We start from the raw sequence: 18,249 nt of genomic DNA on the forward strand, positions 1-18,249 counted from the left end.
GCCGACTCCTCGACGGACTCGTGCCCGATCATCGTCTCGCTCACTCGGCGTCTCTCCTTGATCAGCAGATCCGCCGTTGATTAGACACTCCCCTTACAGGCAGCTTTGTGACGGGCAACAGCGCCGTGCTCGAAGCCGGCGGCATCTTCGAGAAACCCGGCAGCACGGTCAACCTGGTGAGCAGCGTCGTTTCCGGCAACACACCCGACAACTGCCGACCCCCCGGAGCCGTCCCCGGCTGCACCAACTGACCAGCCCCACTGCGCCCGGGCCGCAAGGCGACGCCCCGGTCAGGCTGCACAAGGCGAAGCCCCGACGGCGAAAAGGCGGCATACCGCTGACGGCATCCCCATCCCCTTCGGGGCCGACGCTACGAAACGGCGGGGGAAACCGGGCATGGCGGCAGCCGGCGCTGCCGCCATGCCCGCCAGGTTGGTCAGCACTCCACGCGAATTCGGTGCAGACACACTGAGCATCCGGGCTTCAGCCGGCCACCCAGGCCGGGAAGATCCGCCCGAGCCGTCAACCGCCGACTCCGGCCGCTCCCTGAGGTTACGGATTAACATGCCCGCTTCAGTAAGGATCGGGAAGAGGCACTCGACAACCGAGTCCACGTTCTCACCCAATCCAGTCCCCGCAGGTCAGCATCCTACGGACGACTAGCTTCGTTGAGACAGGACACTAGGATGAGCCGGTGACCGAGACCCTGCCCCCTTTGGGTGTTGACCTCTTCGATGTTCACCGGCGGGGCTCGCCGACCTGCCGCCGAGGCCGAAGGGGCCTTCACCGGAACGTGCTGGACGTGGACGCCTCGCGCGCCAGCCTCGTTGCCTACGGACGGGTGGGCACGCCTGGGGGTGCGGGGTCGGGGCTGATGATGAACTCCTCCGGCCAGACCGTGAGCTGAACATCGTTGCCCGCGGCGCTGATCACGTCGTGCATGTTGCCGTATTCGCCCCGGTCCAGCAGGAAGAGTGGGTCGTCGCGGTGCACCATATCGGCACGCAACCAGGCATCGAAGTCGGTGAAGTCGGTGGCCCCGGCCGCAAGGTAAGGCACGAGCCGCCGGAACAGCTTGGGCCACATCACCAACTGCTGCAGTGCCTTGAGGTCTCGGACGGTGGCCTTGCCGTTCGGGTCGGCCGTCGAGTTTCGCCACAGCCCCGCCTGCGCTGCCCGCGCCGCCCGCGACTTCCCTGCCAGGTGATTGCGCAGCGAGGCGGGCAGGGTCGCGTAGAACGCCGGGTAGGCCAGCCCCTCCTCCATCAGCGTCGCGTTGGCCGAGGCGTCCACCCGGGCTTCGTTCAGGTACACGTCCGCCCCGTCCGGCTCGACGGGGTCGCCAGGATAGACGAACCCGATCAGCCGCCCGTTGGCGTCGATCCCGTTGGAGAGCACATAACCGCGAATGCTGTCCTGATCGGCCGCCTCGACCTTGTTCGGTTGGTCCTCGAAGAAGGTGACGCCGGTGAACCCCAGCAACTCCAGCAACTTATCGCGGGCGGCGTTCGCGCCGACCAGCTCCTGGTGGGTCTCGCCGAAGTGCGTCTCCAGCGCGTCGATCGCCTCCAGCCGCACCGAGATGCCTCTGGCGTTGATGTCCGGCGGCGTCCCCGACGGCCGGCGCAGCCCCTCAACCAGGGCGGGCGAGTCCGGCCGGAACTTGACCGTGTCGCCGTCCGGCTCCGGACCCTGCCGTGGCAGGTCGGGATAACGGATGACGAATAGGCCCCGCAACAGCGTGTAACTCATGTTGTCTCTCCCACCGACGACTACCCGGACCGTAACCCAGCGAGAGCTACGATGCACTTCCTGTCACGGATGGGTCCAACGTCTGGTGAGTCCCCGATGCTGGACGAGCAGCCCGCCCGGGATTCGCCTGGGCGCCCTGTACGTGACAACTGGCGGGCCGTGATCAAGTACGGCGCTCAGTCACATGTCGGCGTACGGAGGTTCACCGGGAATCTCCACGCCTCTACGCGGGACCTTCACCCGGCGGCGGCTGTGTTTCAGCAGGTCAGCGAATTCGTCGGTTGGCCACGGTGAACATCGCCGCGTCCCACAGCCCTGGAGATTCGAAGGACCCCGGCCCGCTGTCGGTGCCCAGTGCTGCTCCAGCGTGGGCCACCACCTCTTTCGCGGTGGCTTCGTCGTGAGCGGTGATGTCCAAGACAACCAGGCCGGGCTCGCCGAACGGACGACGAGGACACCCCTGGCACTGATCGACTGCCGGTGAGATAAACCTACCTTCGAAGCTCGCGGGCAGCGATAGACAACAGCATCCGCGTGGTGTGAGGGCATGTCACGCTGCCCTCGATCGGGTGTAGCCGCAGGAACGACCTCAGGCGCTGGTGAGGAAGTCTCTGGCCCGTTCGTCGAGTTCGGCGGCGCACCGCAGGCCACGGGTCCGGAAAGGGGCGAGATCACCGCGCATTGGTCGGCGTGACCTCCAAGGCCATGCAGCAGCAGATGGGGGTCGACGAACCGGACTCCGGTGTCCTCCTGGACGACATGGTCCTGCCCAGCGGGAGCGGGCTGCTGATGCGCGAGCTCATGAATCCGCGGGTTGAGGCCGAGATCGGATTCCGGCTCGGCCGGGACCTTCAAGGCCCGAACGTCGACGCGCCGGCCGCCAGGCATGCGCTGTCCGAGGTGTTTCTGGCGCTCGAAGTGATCGACACCCGGTTCACGGAGAACTGGCGGATCGGTCTGGCGAACAGCATCGCGGACAACGCGTCCTGCGCGCGGGTCGTCACCGGAGCGATGGTCCCGATCGATCCCGGCTGGGTCCTCGGCGCCGAGGAACTGGTGGTGAGCGTCGACGGGGTGGCCGTCGCCAGGGGAGAGGGCCGGGCCGTCCTGGGCGATCCGTTCAAGGCGCTGATCTGGCTGGCCCGTCGGCTGAGCGGCCTGGGCGTTGGCCTGAAAGCCGGGGATCTGGTCCTGGCCGGGGCGGTGCACGCGAGCCTCCCGCTCGAAGCGGGGACCGAGGTTCAGGTCACCTCGGTGATACTGCCCGCCGTAACTCTGCGCGTCGGCTGACTCGCCGCCTGCTCAGCGTGCGAGGGGCCGCTTCCGCCGGCGCTGTGTCCGGTCCCTCTGCCAGTACCCGAACCACTCACCGAACCACTCATGACAATGACTAAGGAGCGGCCCATGACTACGGGACGGACAAGCGTCGCGGTCCTCGGAGCCGGTCTCATCGGTATCGACCTGATCGGGAAGATCCAGCGGTCGAAGGCCCTGGACTGCCGCCTTGTCGTGGGCCGGCACCAGACCCTGGGCCTGCGCCGGGCGGATGAGATGGGGTGCACGACCGCGGCCGGCGGGATCGCGTCCTTGCTGGGGGCCGGGCCCTTCGACGTCGTCTTCGACGCCTCCAACGCCGACGCCCACGCCGAGCACTGGGACCGTCTGAAGGCGACGGGCGCGACGCTCATCGACCTCACCCCCGCGCAGCTCGGCGCGATGGTCGTGCCCACCGTCAACGGGGCGGCCGCAGCAGCATGCCGCCACATCAACCTTGTCAGCTGCGGCGGCCAGGCGGCGATCCCCGTCCTGCACGCCCTCGCCCAGCACTGCACGCCCGAGTACATCGAAGTGGTCTCCACCGGGGCCAGCGCGAGTGCGGGCCGGGCGACACGCCTCAACCTGGACCAGTACATCGACACGACGCAGGCCGCGATCCGGGCCTTCACCGGCTCCTCTGACGTGAAAGTGATGGTCAACCTCAGCCTCGCCCTGCCAGCTCCGCCGTTCCGGGTGGCCATGACGGCACTTGTGCCCGGGCTCCGGCCGAAGCCGGTCCGCGCCATCGTCGCTGCCGCCGCCGAGCGAGTGCGCACCTTCACTCCCGGATACACCGTGACTTCGATCTCGGTGAGCGACGGCCGGATCTCGGTCGCCGTGGAGGTGACCGCCGAGGGCGGCAGCATCCCGAAGTACGCGGGAAATCTCGACATCATCAACGCGGCCGCCGTGCTGCTGGCCGAGCAGCACACGACCGCCCGGGGCGAAATGAAGGACACCTCATGGCCCAGCGTATGAAGGAAGAGGCACCCCGCCAGGTGCTGATCCACGACCCCACGCTCAGGGACGGCCACCACGCGGTGCGCCACCAGCTCGACCGTGACCAGCTGCGCGACTACGCCACTGCCGCTGACGCCGCCCGCGTCCCCGTCGTCGAAATCGGCCACGGAAACGGGCTGGGCGCCTCCTCCCTCCAGATCGGCCGGGCCAAGCTCGGCGACGACGACATGCTCGCGATCGTCCGCGAAGCCCTCAGCCACAGCCGCATGGGAGTCTTCATGGCCCCGGGCTGGGGCACATCCTCCGATCTCCGCAACGCCGTCGCACACGGTGCGGAGGTGGTCCGGATCGCCGCGCACTGCACCGAGGCCGACGTCACCGAACACCACCTCGGAGTCGTCCGTGAGCTCGGAGCCGAGGCCCACGGCGTGCTCCTCATGAGCCACATGGCCCACCCGGAGCGGCTGGCCGAACAGTGCGCCCTCCTAGCCAAGTTCGGAGCCCAGGCCGTCGGAATCTTCGACTCCGCCGGCCACTACCTTTCGGCCGACGTGATCGAGCGGATCGCCGCCATCACCGCGGCGGTCGACGTCCCCGTGATCTTCCACGGCCACAACAACCTCGGCCTCGCCGTCGCCAACTCCATCGCCGCCGTACAGGCCGGAGCCTCGATCATCGACGCCACCGCGCGAGGCTTCGGCGCCGGTGCCGGGAACACCCAGCTCGAAGTCCTCGTGGCCGTACTGGAGCGCATGGGCTACTCCACCGGCATCGACCTCCGCAAGCTCCTCCACGCTGCGGACACCGCCCAGGACCGGCTGATGCCCACCCCGCCGACGATCGACTCCGTCAGCCTCGTCAGCGGCCTGGCCGGAGTCTTCTCCGGCTTCAAGACACCCGTCCTGGACACCGCCCACCGCTACGGCATCGACCCCGTCGATCTCTTCTTCGAGCTCGGCAGGCGGCAGGTCGTCGCGGGACAGGAGGACCTGATCGGCGACGTCGCCCAGCAGTTGAAGGAGGCGTAATGCAGGGCCTCCGACGGACGAGCGGACCCACACCAGCACACCCAGAGCACGAAGGAGTCGCCATGAACGGCCAACTCGCAAGCATCCTGCTCAACGACCTCAAGCTGGACGCGGACCGGCTGAGCCCGGACGCCACCCTGGACGACGCCGGCCTCGACTCACTCGCGGTCGTCGAGCTCTCCGTACTACTGGGCGACCGCCTCGGCATCACCATCCGCGAAACCGAAATCGAGGACGCCTCGACCCTCAAAGACCTCGACCTCCTCATCGAGCAGAAGCGCAAGGAAGGGTGAACTCGGCCATGGGCTTGAAGAAGAACACGCGCCCCGGACGGGCGTGGCTCATCACACCGGCCCTCCGGGCAGACCGGTTCGAGACGGCGCAGACCTCCGGCGCCGGTGTCGCCCTGGTCGACCTCGAAGACTCCGTAGCGCCCCAGGACAAGCAGGCCGCCCGGATGGCGGCACAGCAGTTCTTCGACCGGCCAGAAGCGCCCTGCACCCTGGGGGTCCGCATGAACTCCCCCGCGACCCTGGAGGGCACCAGGGACCTGATCGCCCTCTCCGCGTACGCCTGCAAACCCGGCATCATCCTTGTCCCGAAAGCTGAATCGCCCCGGGACGTCGAGCTCGTGGCCGGCGTCCTCGACACCGACGGATACACCCCAGACATCTGGGCGCTGATCGAGACCCCGCGCGCCTTTGACCGCCTCCCCACGATCCTGGCCGCACCGCGGCTCGGCGGCGTTGTCTTCGGTTCGGCAGACTACGCCGCCGCCGTCGGCTGCGGGCTGGCGTGGGAATCCCTGCTCTACGCCCGCTCCACCCTGGTGAACAGCGCGAGGGCCGCCGGTATCCCTGCCATCGACGCGCCGGTCTACGAACTGAACGACCTCGACGCACTGCGAGGCGAGGCTGAGCGGTCCAGGGAGCTCGGATTCCACGGCAAGGGAGCCGTACACCCCCGTCAGACGGCAGTCATCAACGACACCTTCATGCCCTCCGAGGCCGAGATCGCCCGCGCGCGCGCCATCGTCACCGCCGGGCGGGAGAGCGGAAGAGGCATCACCTCCGTCGGAGGGCAGATGGTCGGCACTCCCTTCTTCGCCGCGGCGGAGGCCCTTATCCGCGAGGTAGACGGCTGATACAGCCGACCCGCCAGAGAATCGGAGATTCATCGTGAGCAGCAATCTCCCGCAGGGGTATCGCCGAGTCGCCGCAAACCGAATCCGGGAGAACGTCGGCCTCGGATACAGCGACTTCGTCCTCGGCAGGGTCATCGAGCACCGTCCGGGACGGACGGTGACCGAGACGGACAACCTCCTGGGAACGGCGCTGACCGGCAACGTCGCACCGATCCACACCGATGCCCACTACAGCAGCAAGACCGAGTGGCGCCGGATCCTGGTGTGCAGCGGCGTCACACTGAACATCGTCGCGGGCATGACCGTACGGAGCACCAGCGGCCTCACCGTCGCCAACCTCGGGATCAACGAGGTCAGATTCGAAAACCCCGTCTTCGTCGGCGACACCCTGTACGCCGAGACGGAAATCGTGGACTGCAGGCTCTCGAAGAGCCGCCCGGAGAACGGCATCGTGACGTGCCGTACGTCCGGCCTCAACGAGGCGGGCAAGCGCGTGGTGATGTTCACGCGGACCTTCCTCGTCCCGACCGACCCTGAGACCGTCCGAACCGCGACCAACTACTAGAAGGCCATCCATGATCGAGCAGCTTTCCTTCGTCGCGGCTGATGACAGTCTCTGGCAGCAGTACGGCGAACTCGCCACCCGCAGCTACGGCCACCCCGTCGGCGATATCAGGCACCTGCGCGAGCACGCCGACCTCCGGGTGGCAACCCGAGCAGGCAAGGTCGTCGCCGGAGGGCTTGGCCTGCTCGTCCCCCAGTTCTTCGGCGGCTCCCCAGTCCCCAGCGCGTGCCTCGGCGCCGGCTGCGTCGCCCCTGAAGAACGCGGCGAGCACCTGGCGACCCGCATGGTTGCTGAGCGGCTGCGCCCCCTGCGGGAGAGGGGCGCGGTGATCTCTACGATCTCGACGTCTTCGAACGGCTACGCCCGCCGACTCGGCTGGGAAGCGCCTGCGCCCGTGTTCGCCTGGTCCGTCACCACCGACGACCTGAGGCGGTCTTTCACTGGCGAGAATTTCGATATCGAGCACGGGCTCACCCCGGACGCACAGAACCTCCAAAGGGAACTCGCCCGGCAATGGAACGGGCCCGTGCTCCAACCTGACTGGTGGTCATCGTGGAAGGAGAACAAGAGCGCCCTGACGACCTACCGCTTCAACAGACCGGGGCACCCGACGACCGGGCTGCTGTCCCTCGCCATGAAACGACGAGAGCGCCACGGCATGAACCTCGTCGTCCACGACTTCTGGGCAGCGGACGAGAGCGCGGTCGCGGCCATGCTCGCCTTCCTCGGCCGCCACAACACCCGCGCCGAAACGATCGAATTCCGGCGCGGCGCACTACCGCCCTACCCCACTCTGTTGCACAACCTGCACCGCTACCGGCCCACCGCACAGGCGTGGCACCCGTGGATGCTGCGCATCCTCGACATCCGCGAAGCCATACGGCTCCGCGGATGGCCCGCCGACATCGACACCACCGTGCCGATCGAGATCGAAAGCGAGAACGGGGATGCCTGGGACCGCTACGTGCTCCAGGTCACCGCCGGATCAGCCGAGATCAGCCCGACGCACATCGAGGGCGGAGTGAGCTTCACCAGAAAGCAGCTCGCCGTGTGGTACGCCGGGGGCTACAGGACCGTCACCTCGGCGCGTATGGCGGGCGTCCTCGCCGGATCGGACGAGGCGCTGCTGACCCTCATCCGCAGCACGGTAGAGCGCGAACCATGGTTGCCTGACCATTTCTAGCGACCATTCGGCGTCCCTCCACAGCCCCAACCCGCCTCCTCTCAGGCACCCGTCACCCGGACCGCCCCTGTCCGGCCCCGCTAGCGCGTCCGGCTCAGCCGACCGCGTGCAGCGTCTTCCGCCGCTCCTCGCGCCAACTGCGCTCCCGAGTCGACAGCTGACATGCCATACGCGGGAGGCGCTCCTGGAGCGCCTCCCGGGAGTCATCCCCGTCCTCACTCAGCCCAGTTTCCGACCGCACGAATTTTGTGCTGGTGAGCGACAAAAAGCACCAGCAGCTACAGCCGACCCAGGGCTTCGACATAGTCGCTACTTGGGTGATTTGTCCTGGCGTGTGGCGGCGAGGGGCTTGGAGAGAGCACGCACGGTTTCCCAAGATCGCGTGGGTATCGAGTCATTGATCTCTGCGGAAGTCCATGCGAGTGGGCCGTCGATCGATGCCCCGCCGACTGTCCTGGGTCGTTTCGTGCCCGCCGCTGCCCGCTGACGGGCATCCGGCCGGTGCCTGCTAAGACGGCCATCCGCCGTGTCCTGGCCCGCCTGGATGCGGACGCGCTCGACCGAGCGGCGGGTGCCTGGCTGCCCGACCGCCACCCCAAGGCAGAACATTGCTGCGCTCGAGCTCACCCACCCTGCGGGCTTTCGGGTACGCCGAGCGAGTGCCAAGCCGACCAGTCGCTGTCGTTGCCGGCGACGTTCTGCCAGGTACACCTGATGGTGCCGTCGCCGAAGAGGGCGAAGACCTCCAGACGGCCGTCGGCGTTCGAAGCGACCACCGGGTCGCCGATCAGGAGCGGGCTGCCGTTGTAGAGCGGTGCCCAAGTGGGCGACCACCTGCCGTCGGGGGCGGGGTTGGTCTGCCATTTGTGCTCGAGGGTGCCGCCTTCCTGACGGGCGAAGAGGTCCAGCCGGCCATCGGTGTTCACACCGACGGCAGGGGTACCTACCGGGCTGTCGCCGCCGAGCGATCTCCACGAGGCCCATCCATTGCTGGGCTTGGTCTGCCAAATGTGCTCGACGGAGCCGCCCGGGCCGAGGACGAAGACCTCCTGCTGGCCAGAGGTGTTCAAGACGGCCGCCGGGTCGCCCTGCGGGGTGCCGCCGAGTTCGCCGAAGGCCCATCCTTCGACGTGGGGACGCTGATAAGCGTGCAGAACGGTGAGTACCCCATTCTCGTCGTCGTAGCCGCGGACGAAAGCCTCCAGCCGACCATCGGCGTCCGGTATGACCGCCATGTCGCCCATCACATCGTCGACGAAGAGAGCTTTCCAATCATCTCTCCATCCGTTGTTCGGGGCGGTTTGCCAGATGTGCTGGACGCTGCCGCCCGTGGCACGGACGAAAACCTCCAGTCGGCCATCGAAGTTCCTGGCGACGGTCGGGGTGCCTGCCGCGGACGGGCTGCCGGGGAGCGATTCCCAACGCGACCATGAGCTGCCGTGGGGGGTGGTTTGCCAGGCGTGCTGGACCTTGCCGTCCGTGGTGCGGACGAAAACCTCCATCCGAGCATCGAGGTTCGTGGCCACGACCGGGTCGCCTTCCAGGTTGCCGCCGAGCGAGTACCACCCCGACCATTCGTTGCGGCTGGGGGCCGTCTGCCAGTTGTGCTGAAGGGTGCCGTCGGAACCGCGGGCGAAGACCTCCAGCGCCTCGTTCGTATTGAGACCGACCCAGGAGAAGGGGGAAACGTACCGGACGCTGCTCACCGTAGCCATGGCAATCCCTGACCTCTCTGGTGACGTGGTGACTGTCTGCGTGGCGACAGGGGTAATCAGCTGAGGAGTTGGCCGGAGCCGGCAAGTTATGCGCTTGTCTTCTGATTCAACGCAGCCGCGAAACGGCGTCAGCCGCGGTGTTCCAGCAGCGCAGCGAACGGGCATTGCGCTTCGATCCTGAAGGGGGCGGTGCGCCGCCCGTCACCATGCCATTCTCGACCATCGGATGTCGGCGGGAGTCTGGAAGGCAACACGCCAGACCCTCCGCCTGTCCGTCCCGATAACGAGGGCGGCGCAGCGTGGCATCCACCCCTCCGAAGGTCCGTATACGACGATACGCTTCGTGTGACTCCTCCGCGCGTCAGCCTTGTCAGGCCATGTCCGCAGTCGTGATCACACGGCGGGGCGGACGCTGCAGATCCAGTGATCGAGCTCCGCAACTGACGCCCGGCCAGGTAGTTTTGCGGGGCCTTCGTCGTAGCGGGTGGCCGCACCTCAGTGCTTCGGGCCCAGTCAGGTGGCGTCCGCTTCGTGACGATTCGCCTGCTCGACGGGCCGAGGACGCAACAGGCGCGGGCTTCCAAGATCATGGAGTTCCCGAGGCCCGTGATCCGACAGGAAAGACCGTACCTGCCGACGCATCGTCCCTGATACCGCCTGCTCTTGACCAACTGCTGATGCTCTGCGGGGCAGTGTCAGTCGAACGTCGTCGTCCGAGCGTCAGTGGCGCAGGCGCGGCGATCTGGTCATTGACACTGACGGGTGGTGCTGACTCCGTTGCTGGCATGAGTGACGAAGAGCCATGTCATTCTCACGCCGAGCGGGAGCGCAGGACCTGGGCGGGGCCGCGCTGATGGGTCTTCAGCTCATCCAGCGCGGTCTCGAACTCCCACCGCTGGTGATAGAGGGCGGCCAGCTCCTTTGCCGGGGCGGCCTCGTGGTCGAGGATCGTGGTGATCAGCCGGTATGGCGCGTCCTGCTCCGGCCGCCCGGGATCGTCCAGGGTGTACTCGACGACCCGTACCACCTCCGGGTCGGCGCGCTTAAATACACGAAGAGGGCCTGGGGTCTCAGGCAAATCGTGGATCTTGAAGTGCGGCAGCGAGCCAGTCCTGCCCCCGCGCAGATTGGAACGCTCTTCGGCCTAGTGGGCCACTCGAAGCTGCTGACCAGGGTCGACAAGCGGCGCAAGGTTGGCAAAGAAGAGTCAACGAACGAGCTGAACCGAATCGTGGAGCGTCGCAACCGCATCGCCCACGCCGGTGATCGCATCGGCAGAGGCAGGGCCACCATCACGATCGACGAGGTCGAGTCCGACCTCGATCTCATCGTTTCCATCGTCGACGCTCTGGACGAAGAGACCAAGCCGAAGCGGTGACCGCGACCAGGCGGCCAGTTACCGCCTGACCCGAACGAGTGAAGAAGAGGCGCCACGGGAAGCCGCTTCCCGTTGTCTCACCATGGGAAAGTCGGAGTGAGCGAGCCGGACGGCCAGCAGCGGCTCCCAGCTCGCCGACGCCGCTCACAGCTGTCTCATGAGACATGCAAATCGTGGAGAACACTTTAACGCCGGTGAGCTCGTTCATCAGCAGCTCGGCGAGCTCCAGCTCCCTCTCCGTGACCGGCGCTGAAGGCGCGAGGTCGCCAGGCTCACGCAGCTCGTCCTGCCACAAAAGAGTCTGAAGGACGAGCACGCCCGTGCCGCGGGCGCAGCAGGGCCAGCCGCTCCCGGGCCCGCAGCGCGACCTTGGCCACGCCCACGTACCGGTCCGCGCGAGCGCTTCGACCAGATTCCCTGTCAAGTGAGTGTGTTCAAGTTGGGAGCCTCGCGGCTGGTGGCCTCAGGAGGGGGGCAGGGCTTCGGTGTAGTCGTAGGACGTCCAGTTCGTGACGATCTGCCAGCTCAGCGGTCAGCCGAGAACAGTGCCTCTGCGTTCTCGTGAGGTGAGACGGGCGGCGGGGCGAGCTGCGGTGACCCGTGGCGAGGCAGCGGGTAGCAGATCCTGATCGACGCGCTGATGCGCCAGTGCGAGGACGTCGTGCTGCCCGGCCCGGTCGAGGAGTTGCCGGGCCTGCCGACGCTGGTGCAGGCCCTGGTCCAGGTGCCGGACCACCGCTCGCGCTCGGGCCGGCGCTACGGCCGGGTGAAGGTCATGTGCGTCACGCCGCTGGGGGTTGTTACGGACTCGACCTGAAAGCGTTTCTCGAGTCCTTCGAGTCCGGCCCACAGGCGCTCGCCACGGCCCAGGACGACCGGGACGACGGCGATGTGCAGGTGATCGATGAGGTCTTCGGCGAGGAACTGGCGGATCGTGGTCGGCCCGCCGCCGATCCTCACATCCAGGCCGCCTGCGGCCTCGCGCGCCTGACGGAGCGCCTCCTGCGGCGTGGCATCGATGAAGTGGAACGTGGTGCCGCCTTCCATCTCCACCGAGGGACGGGGATGGTGGGTCAGTACGAACACTGGGGTATGGAAGGGCGGGTTGGGCCCCCACCAGCCGTTCCACTCATGGTTTCCCCACGGCCCGCGTTGGGGACCGAACTTGTTGCGGCCCATGATCTCCGCCCCGATGCCGGCATCCCAGGTGCGGGCGATAGCCTCGTCGACCCCGGTGCTCCCGTCCGGCTTGCCCTGCATCTGCTGGCAGGTCCTGGTCGGGAAGAACCACTCGTGGAGTCGATGGCCGGCGTGGCCGAACGGAGCATCGAGACTCTGTCCTTCACCCGTGGCGAAGCCGTCGATGGAGACGGAGAAGTTGTGGGCCCTCACACGGGACATGGCGTGGCTTCCTACCCTCGATGGACGGTGATTGCGAACTGCAATCACCTGCGGGGATGAGCGTAGGCTTGGTGGTGGCAGAATGCAATCACTGGAGGTGGGCATGCGAGACGAACCGCGGTCCGGGTGTGCGATCAACGCGGCAGTGGAGGCACTCGGGGACCAGTGGAGTCTCATCGTCCTGCGCGATGTGATCTTCGGTGGGCGCCGCCACTTCCGTGAGCTGCTCACTCACTCCAGGGAGGGAATCGCGTCGAACATCCTCAGCAGCCGCCTCAAGGCCCTCCTCGCCGGCGGTCTCCTCACGCAGGAGGAGACCGGGCGAGGACGACGCGCGACCTACAGCCTCACCGAGGCGGGCATCCAGACCGTCCCCATCATGGTCGCGCTCGGTTCCTGGGGAATGCGGCACCGCCCCACGACACCCGAACTGACCGTCCGCGCACGACTGCTGGAGGAGGGTGGGCCATCTCTCTGGGAAGACCTGATGGACGAACTCCGCGAGGTGCACCTGGGCACCCCCCGCCCGCGCCCCGACCGCCCGCTGGCCTCAACAGTCCTCCAGGCGGCCTACGAACGCGCCCTCGCGGAGGCGTCCTGATCGCCAAGGGGCCCCTTCCTCTTGAGGCAGAGCGAAAACCTGGCACAAATCTGGCACGACAGACAGCCGAGAACGTGACAGGCACGGCCTCCCAAGATCATGGAGTTCTCGACGCCCCATGATCCGAGTGGAAGACCGTGCCTGCCGACGCATCATCGCCGATCTCGCCTGCTCTTGACCAACTCCGCGACCACCCGCAGGTCGCACCCGGAGAAGTACCGGGCCTGCTGGAACGGCTGGCCGAGGTGCCTGACCCGCGTGATCCGCGCGGAGTGCGGCACACTCTGGTGGTCGCGCTCGCCCTGACCGCGTGCGCGGTACTGGCCGGGGCGAGATCGCTGCTGGCGGTCGGCGAGTGGATCGCCGACGCTCCGCCCCAGGTGCTCCAAGCTGTTGGCGCGCGTGCCGATCCACTGTGTCCGAAGCGGCTGCTGCCTGCGGAATCGACGGTTCGCCGACTCCTGGCCCGGATCGATGGCGACGCCTTGGACCAGGCCGTGGGCCGCTGGCTTGCCGACCGCCGCCCCCACAGAGCAGACGGACTGCACGGTCTGGCCGTGGACGGCAAGAGCCTGCGCGGGGCGGCCAAGGCCAAGGGCCGGAAAATCCACCTGCTCGCCGCCCTGGACCACACTACCGGCCTGGTCCTGGCCCAGCTCGACGTGCAGGAGAAGACGAATGAGATCACCTGCTTCCAGCCTCTGCTTCAGGCCGTCGCCGACCTGGCCGATGTGGTGGTCACCAGCGACGCGATGCACACCCAGCGCGAGCACGCTACGTATCTACTGGGCCGCGGCGCCCAGTACATCGTGATCGTCAAGGGCAACCAGAAGAAGCTGCGCAAGCAGCTGAAGTCCCTGCCCTGGCAGCAGATCCCGCTCCAAGGGCGCACCCGGGGCAGCGGCCACGGACGCACCGAAATCCGCCGGATCAAGGTGGCCAGCGTGAACAACCTGCTCTTCCCCGGCGCCCGCCAAGCCGTCCAGATCAAGCGCCGCCGCACCGACCGCAAGACCGGTAAGACCACCGTGAAGACCGTCTACGCCGTCCAGCCTCACCGCCGACCAGGCGACACCCGCACAGCTGGCAGCACTGGTGCGCGAGCACTGGAAGGTGGAGGCCCTGCACCACGTCCGGGACACCACCTTCGCCGAGGACGCCTCACAACTGCGGACCGGCAACACGCCCCGAGCGATGGCGACCTGGCGCAACCTGGCCATCGGAGCCCTGCGGCTGACTGGCGTCACGAACATCGCGGCCAGCCTGCGTCGCAATGCCCGCGACGCGCGACGCCCGCTCACCCTCCTGGGGCTTACATGATCACGAAATGGACATCACGCGACTACGCCGAAGCCCTGGGTCTTGACCCGCACGGCATGGGGGGAGAATGCTTGGACCTCCTGGTCGGAGTTCTCACCGCTCACCTCGATCATTTTCGCGAGCATTGGCCATAGCTTGGCTATCCACGCTGCTTTGGAATTGCTGGGAAATGTAAATTCGATCAAACGGGAAAGGTGGGGGTTGTGTCGACCGTCGAAAACAAAACCAACGGTGAGTCGGCTTTTCACGGCGTGTCCGAAGGCGACAGTATCGCCGTCTTCGGTCAAGGTGGATCCGTTGGTGTCCGAGGGGATGGCGGCACGTGGCACGGTGTCGCCGGCATCAGCACGAGCAAGACTGGAGGCGCCGGGGTATACGGGATCAACAACACCGGCAGCGGCGTGATCGGTGAAAGCGCCACGTGGATGGGTGTCTACGGAAAGACCGACAGCACCACCGGTGGAGCCGGCGTGATGGGAGAGGGCGCGGGGGGCGGTCCGGGAGTAATCGGCACGAGCAAGCACTGGCATGGTGTATACGGCGAAACCAGCGCCCGCGGCGCGACGGGAGCCGCTGCTGTATGGGGCGAGAACAAGTCGGACGGTTCCGGAGTCGTCGGGCACAGCGTCAATGGAGCTGGCGTATACGCGAAAAGTGAGAACGGGTCGGCGGGCGTGTTCCAGGGGAAGGTGGAAATACGAGGGGATCTCGAAGTATCGGGAGACATCCGACTCCTCGGTGGCGACCTCGCCGAACTCTTCGCGGCCAAGCCGACCGCAGTTGTCAGCGAACCCGGGGCGCTCATGAGCGTCGATGAGGACGGACGGATCGCGCCGAGCGACCGCGCCTACGACAAGAAGGTCATCGGGATCGTCGCCGGAGCCGGCGTGTATCGGCCGGGGCTGATCCTCGACGCCGGGTGTGGAGAGCACGTCCAGCCCATCGCCATGGTCGGCAAGGTCTACTGCCAGGTCGATGCCTCCTTCGCGGCGATCGAGGTGGGAGACCTGCTCACCACTTCCCCCACCGTCGGACACGCGATGAAGGCCACCGACCCGTCGCGGGCCTTCGGGGCTGTGGTTGGCAAGGCGCTGGCCCCTATGCCTGAGGGGACCGGTCTGCTGCCCATCGTCGTGACCTTGCAGTAGGAGGAATAGTGTCTCGCAAGCCGCCCACCATCTCGGCGCTGTACCTCCAGAACGACGGATCGCTGCATATTGAATGGGACCTCGACAGCTTCTTTGAGAATCCTGAGGAGCCCGACGAGGTATGGGTGGAACTCCCCGGAGGAATCGTCAGTGAGGTCATGGCCGGTGGCACCAGGAAGTTCGACGTCCCCGCCGTTGTGGTCGAGGCGTACATGGGGACGGTGCTGAATGGATCAGTGGTGTTCAAGTGGAACGAGAACCCCGACAACGTACAGGGCAGCGCGTTCTCCTACCCACTCACGAGCGGTGTGCCGGGACAAAGCGGCAGCACCCCGTCAGTTCCCACGGTGAAGCTGCTCGAGAGAGCGCCGAAGACCCTCCAGCACGAGAACCTGATCACCATCTCGTGGGCGTCGTACTCCTACACCCGCGGAAACATCATCTGGGGTCCGCAGAACAACCCGCGGCTCTTCACCCACAATATCGATCCGCACGGCACTGTGTACTCGGGTGAGTTCACGACGGATCGCCCCTTGGCACCTCAGGCGACGTACCAGTTCCTCGTGCAGGTGACGAACGCCTTCCACAACAAAACGGTCGAGACCCCCATCAGGGTGGGCAGCGTCGCTAACTTCTCGTCGGTACGGCAGTTCCTCGCCGCGAGCGGAATCCCGACGCCCGCAGGACTTCGAGGGCCGCTCCACGGCTCGCATAGCCTGCGCGCCTCGATGGGGCTGTGAAAGCCGGCAGTTCGTAGGCGGGAAAGCCCCCTCCCCGGACTGAGCCTGGATCCACCGAGATATTCGGGAGTGATCGTTTCGGTGGATTCGAGTGCTGATCGACTGCCGGAAAGCACCGCTGTTCCCGCTCTGGGTCACCGCCTGGTCCAGGGCGTCAACCGTGTCCCGGTGCTGGAAGCGCTCTGCCTGTCCGGGGACCACCCCCGACTTGGTGCGGCCAGGACATCGGGGCCTGCGGGGCTGCCTGCTGTACGACCGTCAACTCATCGACACGCAGATACCCGGTGATGGCGATGCTGCGATTCGTGGGCGGTGGCGTCGAACTCGACAAAGCTCTCCTCGTCGCCCGTGCAGGCGACCAGCTCGTCGTCACCAAACTCGACCGGCTCGGCCGCTCTCCGCAGATCCTCGGCGCAGTTGCCGAGTTCGAGCACGCGCTGATGGCCGAATCACCATGGACGGCCTCGCCGCGGCCCGTGCCAGCACCGGCGGGCAGAAGCCCAAGCTCGGCCCCGCCAGGTCCAGCTTGCCAGGGAGATTTATGACTCCGGCGACTACACCGTCCAGCAGATCGCCGACGAGTTCGGCATCACTCGCTCCACTATCTACCGCCACCTCAGCAAGGTCCCCAGCGAACCCGCGGAGACCGAGTAACTGGCCCTCACTCCAGGTCGGCCCCGGCGTCCTATCTCTGACCCACGGTGCAAAGTAGCCGGCAGTGAGCGTTTTCAGCGTTGACGCTCCAGGGTGAGGACGGCAGCGGCCATGACCGTCATGCGGTTAGGGCTGCAGCGGGCTCTGCGGAAGACGCGCCAGGACTTCAGTCTCGCGACGCTTCGTTCGACCGGTGCTCGTGCCGCTGACAGGGCCCGGTTGATCGTCCGCTGGGTCGCGGTGAGGTCCTGGTGCGGGAGACGTCTGATCGGCGTGGTCACCCAGGAGCCGGCCCCGATGTAGGCGCGGTCGGCGAGGACGGGTACGCCCTGGCGTTCGCAGATCCGGATGATGCGGTGGGTGCGGGCCGCGGTCAGGTCGTGGGTGCGGCCGGGCAGTGCGGGCGAGATCCACAGCAGCTTGCCCGCAGGGTCGGCAACGACCTGCACGTTCACGCCGTGGCGGCGGTGCTTGTGGGAGTAGTCGGCCCGGCTGTCACCGACCGGTCGCACTCGGCGAGCGTTCCGTCGAGCAGGACGTGATCGGGATCCGTCTCCCGCAGGACCCGCAGCAGCCCGGGCGCCCGGCGGGACAGATGGCCGACGACAGCGGTGACGTAGGCGTGGGCAGTGCCGACGGATATGCCGAAACCGGCGGCGATCTGCGCGAGCGTGTCGTGCCAGCGAAGGTAGACCAGGCCGACGAGAGCACGCTGGTGCGGCGGGAGCTTGCAGCGGCGGTCACCCTCACGGGTGACGATGAGCATGGATACCCACTCGACCAGGGCGTGCGGGAGGTCGAGTGCGGCAGGATAGGGAACCAACGAGGCTCCTGCGCTGATGAGTTGAGACGTCGAACACCTCTCTCAACGGCACAGGAGCCTCGTGCGTTGCGGAGGCCACCCCGTCACCCGACCGGTGGCCCCTCTGAAAACGCTCACTGCCCTCGACGCCAGGCAACGCTGACGACCATCGCTCTCCGGGCCGGACACGGTCTTCGGCCTGAGGCCAAGGAAGTTCATCGAGTGGCCCCTACGGACGCCAATTCCCCGAGGCCACTTCAAGACGTCCCGATGACAAAGGATCTTCAACAACCGGGGCCGTTTGGAGCCAACATGCCGGAGCCACTGAATGACGTCACAGCCACTTTCGGCACTTCCCGGGCGTAGTGGTGCTTGCCGTCGACCTCGATCACGGTCCGTACTCCACCGGGCAGCAGCAGTAGAAGTCCATTCGTTCCCGTGCCGGTCGGGGAGTGTCTAATCAACGGCGGATCTGCTGATCAAGGAGAGACGCCGAGTGAGCGAGACGATGATCGGGCACGAGTCCGTCGAGGAGTCGGCC

The 18,249-nt window shown here is 66.9% G+C and carries 17 protein-coding genes and 4 pseudogenes; 14 read left to right on the forward strand and 7 right to left on the reverse strand.

What is annotated here, in order from left to right; all coding sequences use genetic code 11:
• Positions 1-107 precede the first annotated feature (107 nt).
• The gene (locus ABZW18_RS31380) at positions 108-251 is read left to right on the forward strand and encodes a hypothetical protein (RefSeq protein WP_356194088.1); all 144 of its coding nucleotides are present in this window, start codon (positions 108-110) and stop codon (positions 249-251) included.
• A 580-nt stretch (positions 252-831) separates the two neighbouring features.
• Here the strand turns inward: ABZW18_RS31380 and ABZW18_RS31385 are convergent.
• Both ABZW18_RS31385 and ABZW18_RS31390 read right to left on the reverse strand, forming a co-directional pair.
• A complete protein-coding gene (locus tag ABZW18_RS31385; RefSeq protein ID WP_356194090.1) occupies positions 832-1,752 on the reverse strand; it encodes a nuclease in 921 nt (306 codons plus the stop codon).
• A 265-nt stretch (positions 1,753-2,017) separates the two neighbouring features.
• Positions 2,018-2,266, reverse strand: coding sequence for a DUF6207 family protein (locus ABZW18_RS31390; RefSeq protein ID WP_356194128.1), 249 nt, complete (start codon positions 2,264-2,266; stop codon positions 2,018-2,020).
• 176 nt (positions 2,267-2,442) lie between these two features.
• Here ABZW18_RS31390 and ABZW18_RS31395 point away from each other — a divergent pair, with 176 nt between their 5' ends.
• From ABZW18_RS31395 to ABZW18_RS31425, 7 genes are all read left to right on the forward strand, one after another.
• Positions 2,443-3,042, forward strand: a complete 600-nt coding sequence (locus tag ABZW18_RS31395; protein ID WP_356194092.1) for a fumarylacetoacetate hydrolase family protein — start codon at positions 2,443-2,445, stop codon at positions 3,040-3,042.
• Positions 3,043-3,156: 114 nt separating this feature from the next.
• Positions 3,157-4,047: an acetaldehyde dehydrogenase (acetylating) gene (locus ABZW18_RS31400; RefSeq protein ID WP_356194094.1), complete on the forward strand. Its 891-nt coding sequence runs from the start codon at positions 3,157-3,159 to the stop codon at positions 4,045-4,047.
• Positions 4,032-5,057 (forward strand): 4-hydroxy-2-oxovalerate aldolase, encoded by a 1,026-nt coding sequence (dmpG, locus tag ABZW18_RS31405; protein WP_356194097.1) that lies wholly within the window; start codon positions 4,032-4,034, stop codon positions 5,055-5,057. Before ABZW18_RS31400 ends, dmpG begins: the two co-directional genes overlap by 16 nt.
• A 62-nt stretch (positions 5,058-5,119) precedes the next feature.
• Positions 5,120-5,350, forward strand: a complete 231-nt coding sequence (locus ABZW18_RS31410) for an acyl carrier protein (RefSeq protein ID WP_356194100.1) — start codon at positions 5,120-5,122, stop codon at positions 5,348-5,350.
• Positions 5,351-5,358: 8 nt separating this feature from the next.
• Entirely contained in the window at positions 5,359-6,201 is an 843-nt protein-coding gene (locus ABZW18_RS31415) for a CoA ester lyase (protein WP_356194103.1), read from the forward strand.
• An 82-nt stretch (positions 6,202-6,283) separates the two neighbouring features.
• On the forward strand, positions 6,284-6,766 hold the full coding sequence (locus ABZW18_RS31420) for a MaoC family dehydratase (RefSeq protein ID WP_356194131.1): 483 nt from the start codon (positions 6,284-6,286) through the stop codon (positions 6,764-6,766).
• A gap of 10 nt (positions 6,767-6,776) precedes the next feature.
• Positions 6,777-7,949 (forward strand): GNAT family N-acetyltransferase, encoded by a 1,173-nt coding sequence (locus ABZW18_RS31425; RefSeq protein WP_356194106.1) that lies wholly within the window; start codon positions 6,777-6,779, stop codon positions 7,947-7,949.
• Positions 7,950-8,572: 623 nt separating this feature from the next.
• On the opposite strand, the gene ABZW18_RS31430 is transcribed toward ABZW18_RS31425, so the two are convergent.
• Together ABZW18_RS31430 and ABZW18_RS31435 are read right to left on the reverse strand one after the other, a co-directional pair.
• Positions 8,573-9,664, reverse strand: coding sequence for a hypothetical protein (locus ABZW18_RS31430; protein ID WP_356194109.1), 1,092 nt, complete (start codon positions 9,662-9,664; stop codon positions 8,573-8,575).
• A gap of 817 nt (positions 9,665-10,481) precedes the next feature.
• A pseudogene (locus tag ABZW18_RS31435) lies at positions 10,482-10,688 on the reverse strand (IS4 family transposase); the annotation flags it as partial.
• A 57-nt stretch (positions 10,689-10,745) separates the two neighbouring features.
• On the opposite strand from ABZW18_RS31435, the gene ABZW18_RS31440 reads away from it, so the two are divergent.
• Positions 10,746-11,042, forward strand: a complete 297-nt coding sequence (locus ABZW18_RS31440; protein ID WP_356194112.1) for a HEPN domain-containing protein — start codon at positions 10,746-10,748, stop codon at positions 11,040-11,042.
• Positions 11,043-11,798: 756 nt separating this feature from the next.
• Here ABZW18_RS31440 and ABZW18_RS31445 read toward each other — a convergent pair.
• Positions 11,799-12,443: a dihydrofolate reductase family protein gene (locus tag ABZW18_RS31445; protein WP_356194115.1), complete on the reverse strand. Its 645-nt coding sequence runs from the start codon at positions 12,441-12,443 to the stop codon at positions 11,799-11,801.
• A 103-nt stretch (positions 12,444-12,546) separates the two neighbouring features.
• Between ABZW18_RS31445 and ABZW18_RS31450 the strand changes: the two genes are divergently transcribed.
• The 4 genes and pseudogenes from ABZW18_RS31450 (at position 12,547) to ABZW18_RS31465 (ending at position 16,252) form a co-directional block, all read left to right on the forward strand.
• Complete coding sequence (locus ABZW18_RS31450; protein ID WP_356194118.1) at positions 12,547-13,044, forward strand: winged helix-turn-helix transcriptional regulator; 498 nt, start codon at positions 12,547-12,549, stop codon at positions 13,042-13,044.
• Positions 13,045-13,181: 137 nt separating this feature from the next.
• A pseudogene (locus ABZW18_RS31455) lies at positions 13,182-14,364 on the forward strand (ISAs1 family transposase).
• A 203-nt stretch (positions 14,365-14,567) separates the two neighbouring features.
• Positions 14,568-15,512: a hypothetical protein gene (locus ABZW18_RS31460; protein WP_356194121.1), complete on the forward strand. Its 945-nt coding sequence runs from the start codon at positions 14,568-14,570 to the stop codon at positions 15,510-15,512.
• Between the two features lie 8 nt (positions 15,513-15,520).
• Positions 15,521-16,252, forward strand: a complete 732-nt coding sequence (locus ABZW18_RS31465; protein WP_356194124.1) for a hypothetical protein — start codon at positions 15,521-15,523, stop codon at positions 16,250-16,252.
• 263 nt (positions 16,253-16,515) lie between these two features.
• Here ABZW18_RS31465 and ABZW18_RS31470 read toward each other — a convergent pair whose 3' ends face one another.
• Entirely contained in the window at positions 16,516-16,686 is a 171-nt protein-coding gene (locus ABZW18_RS31470) for a hypothetical protein (protein ID WP_356194126.1), read from the reverse strand.
• Positions 16,687-16,780: 94 nt separating this feature from the next.
• On the opposite strand from ABZW18_RS31470, the pseudogene ABZW18_RS31475 reads away from it, so the two are divergent.
• Positions 16,781-16,906, forward strand: a pseudogene (locus ABZW18_RS31475) (helix-turn-helix domain-containing protein); the annotation flags it as partial.
• A 74-nt stretch (positions 16,907-16,980) separates the two neighbouring features.
• On the opposite strand, the pseudogene ABZW18_RS31480 reads toward ABZW18_RS31475, so the two are convergent.
• Positions 16,981-17,729, reverse strand: a pseudogene (locus tag ABZW18_RS31480) (transposase family protein).
• Positions 17,730-18,249: the final 520 nt, after the last annotated feature.

This window comes from Streptomyces sp. NPDC004647, assembly GCF_040609575.1.
In the GTDB taxonomy this organism is placed as follows: Bacteria; Actinomycetota; Actinomycetes; order Streptomycetales; family Streptomycetaceae; genus Streptomyces.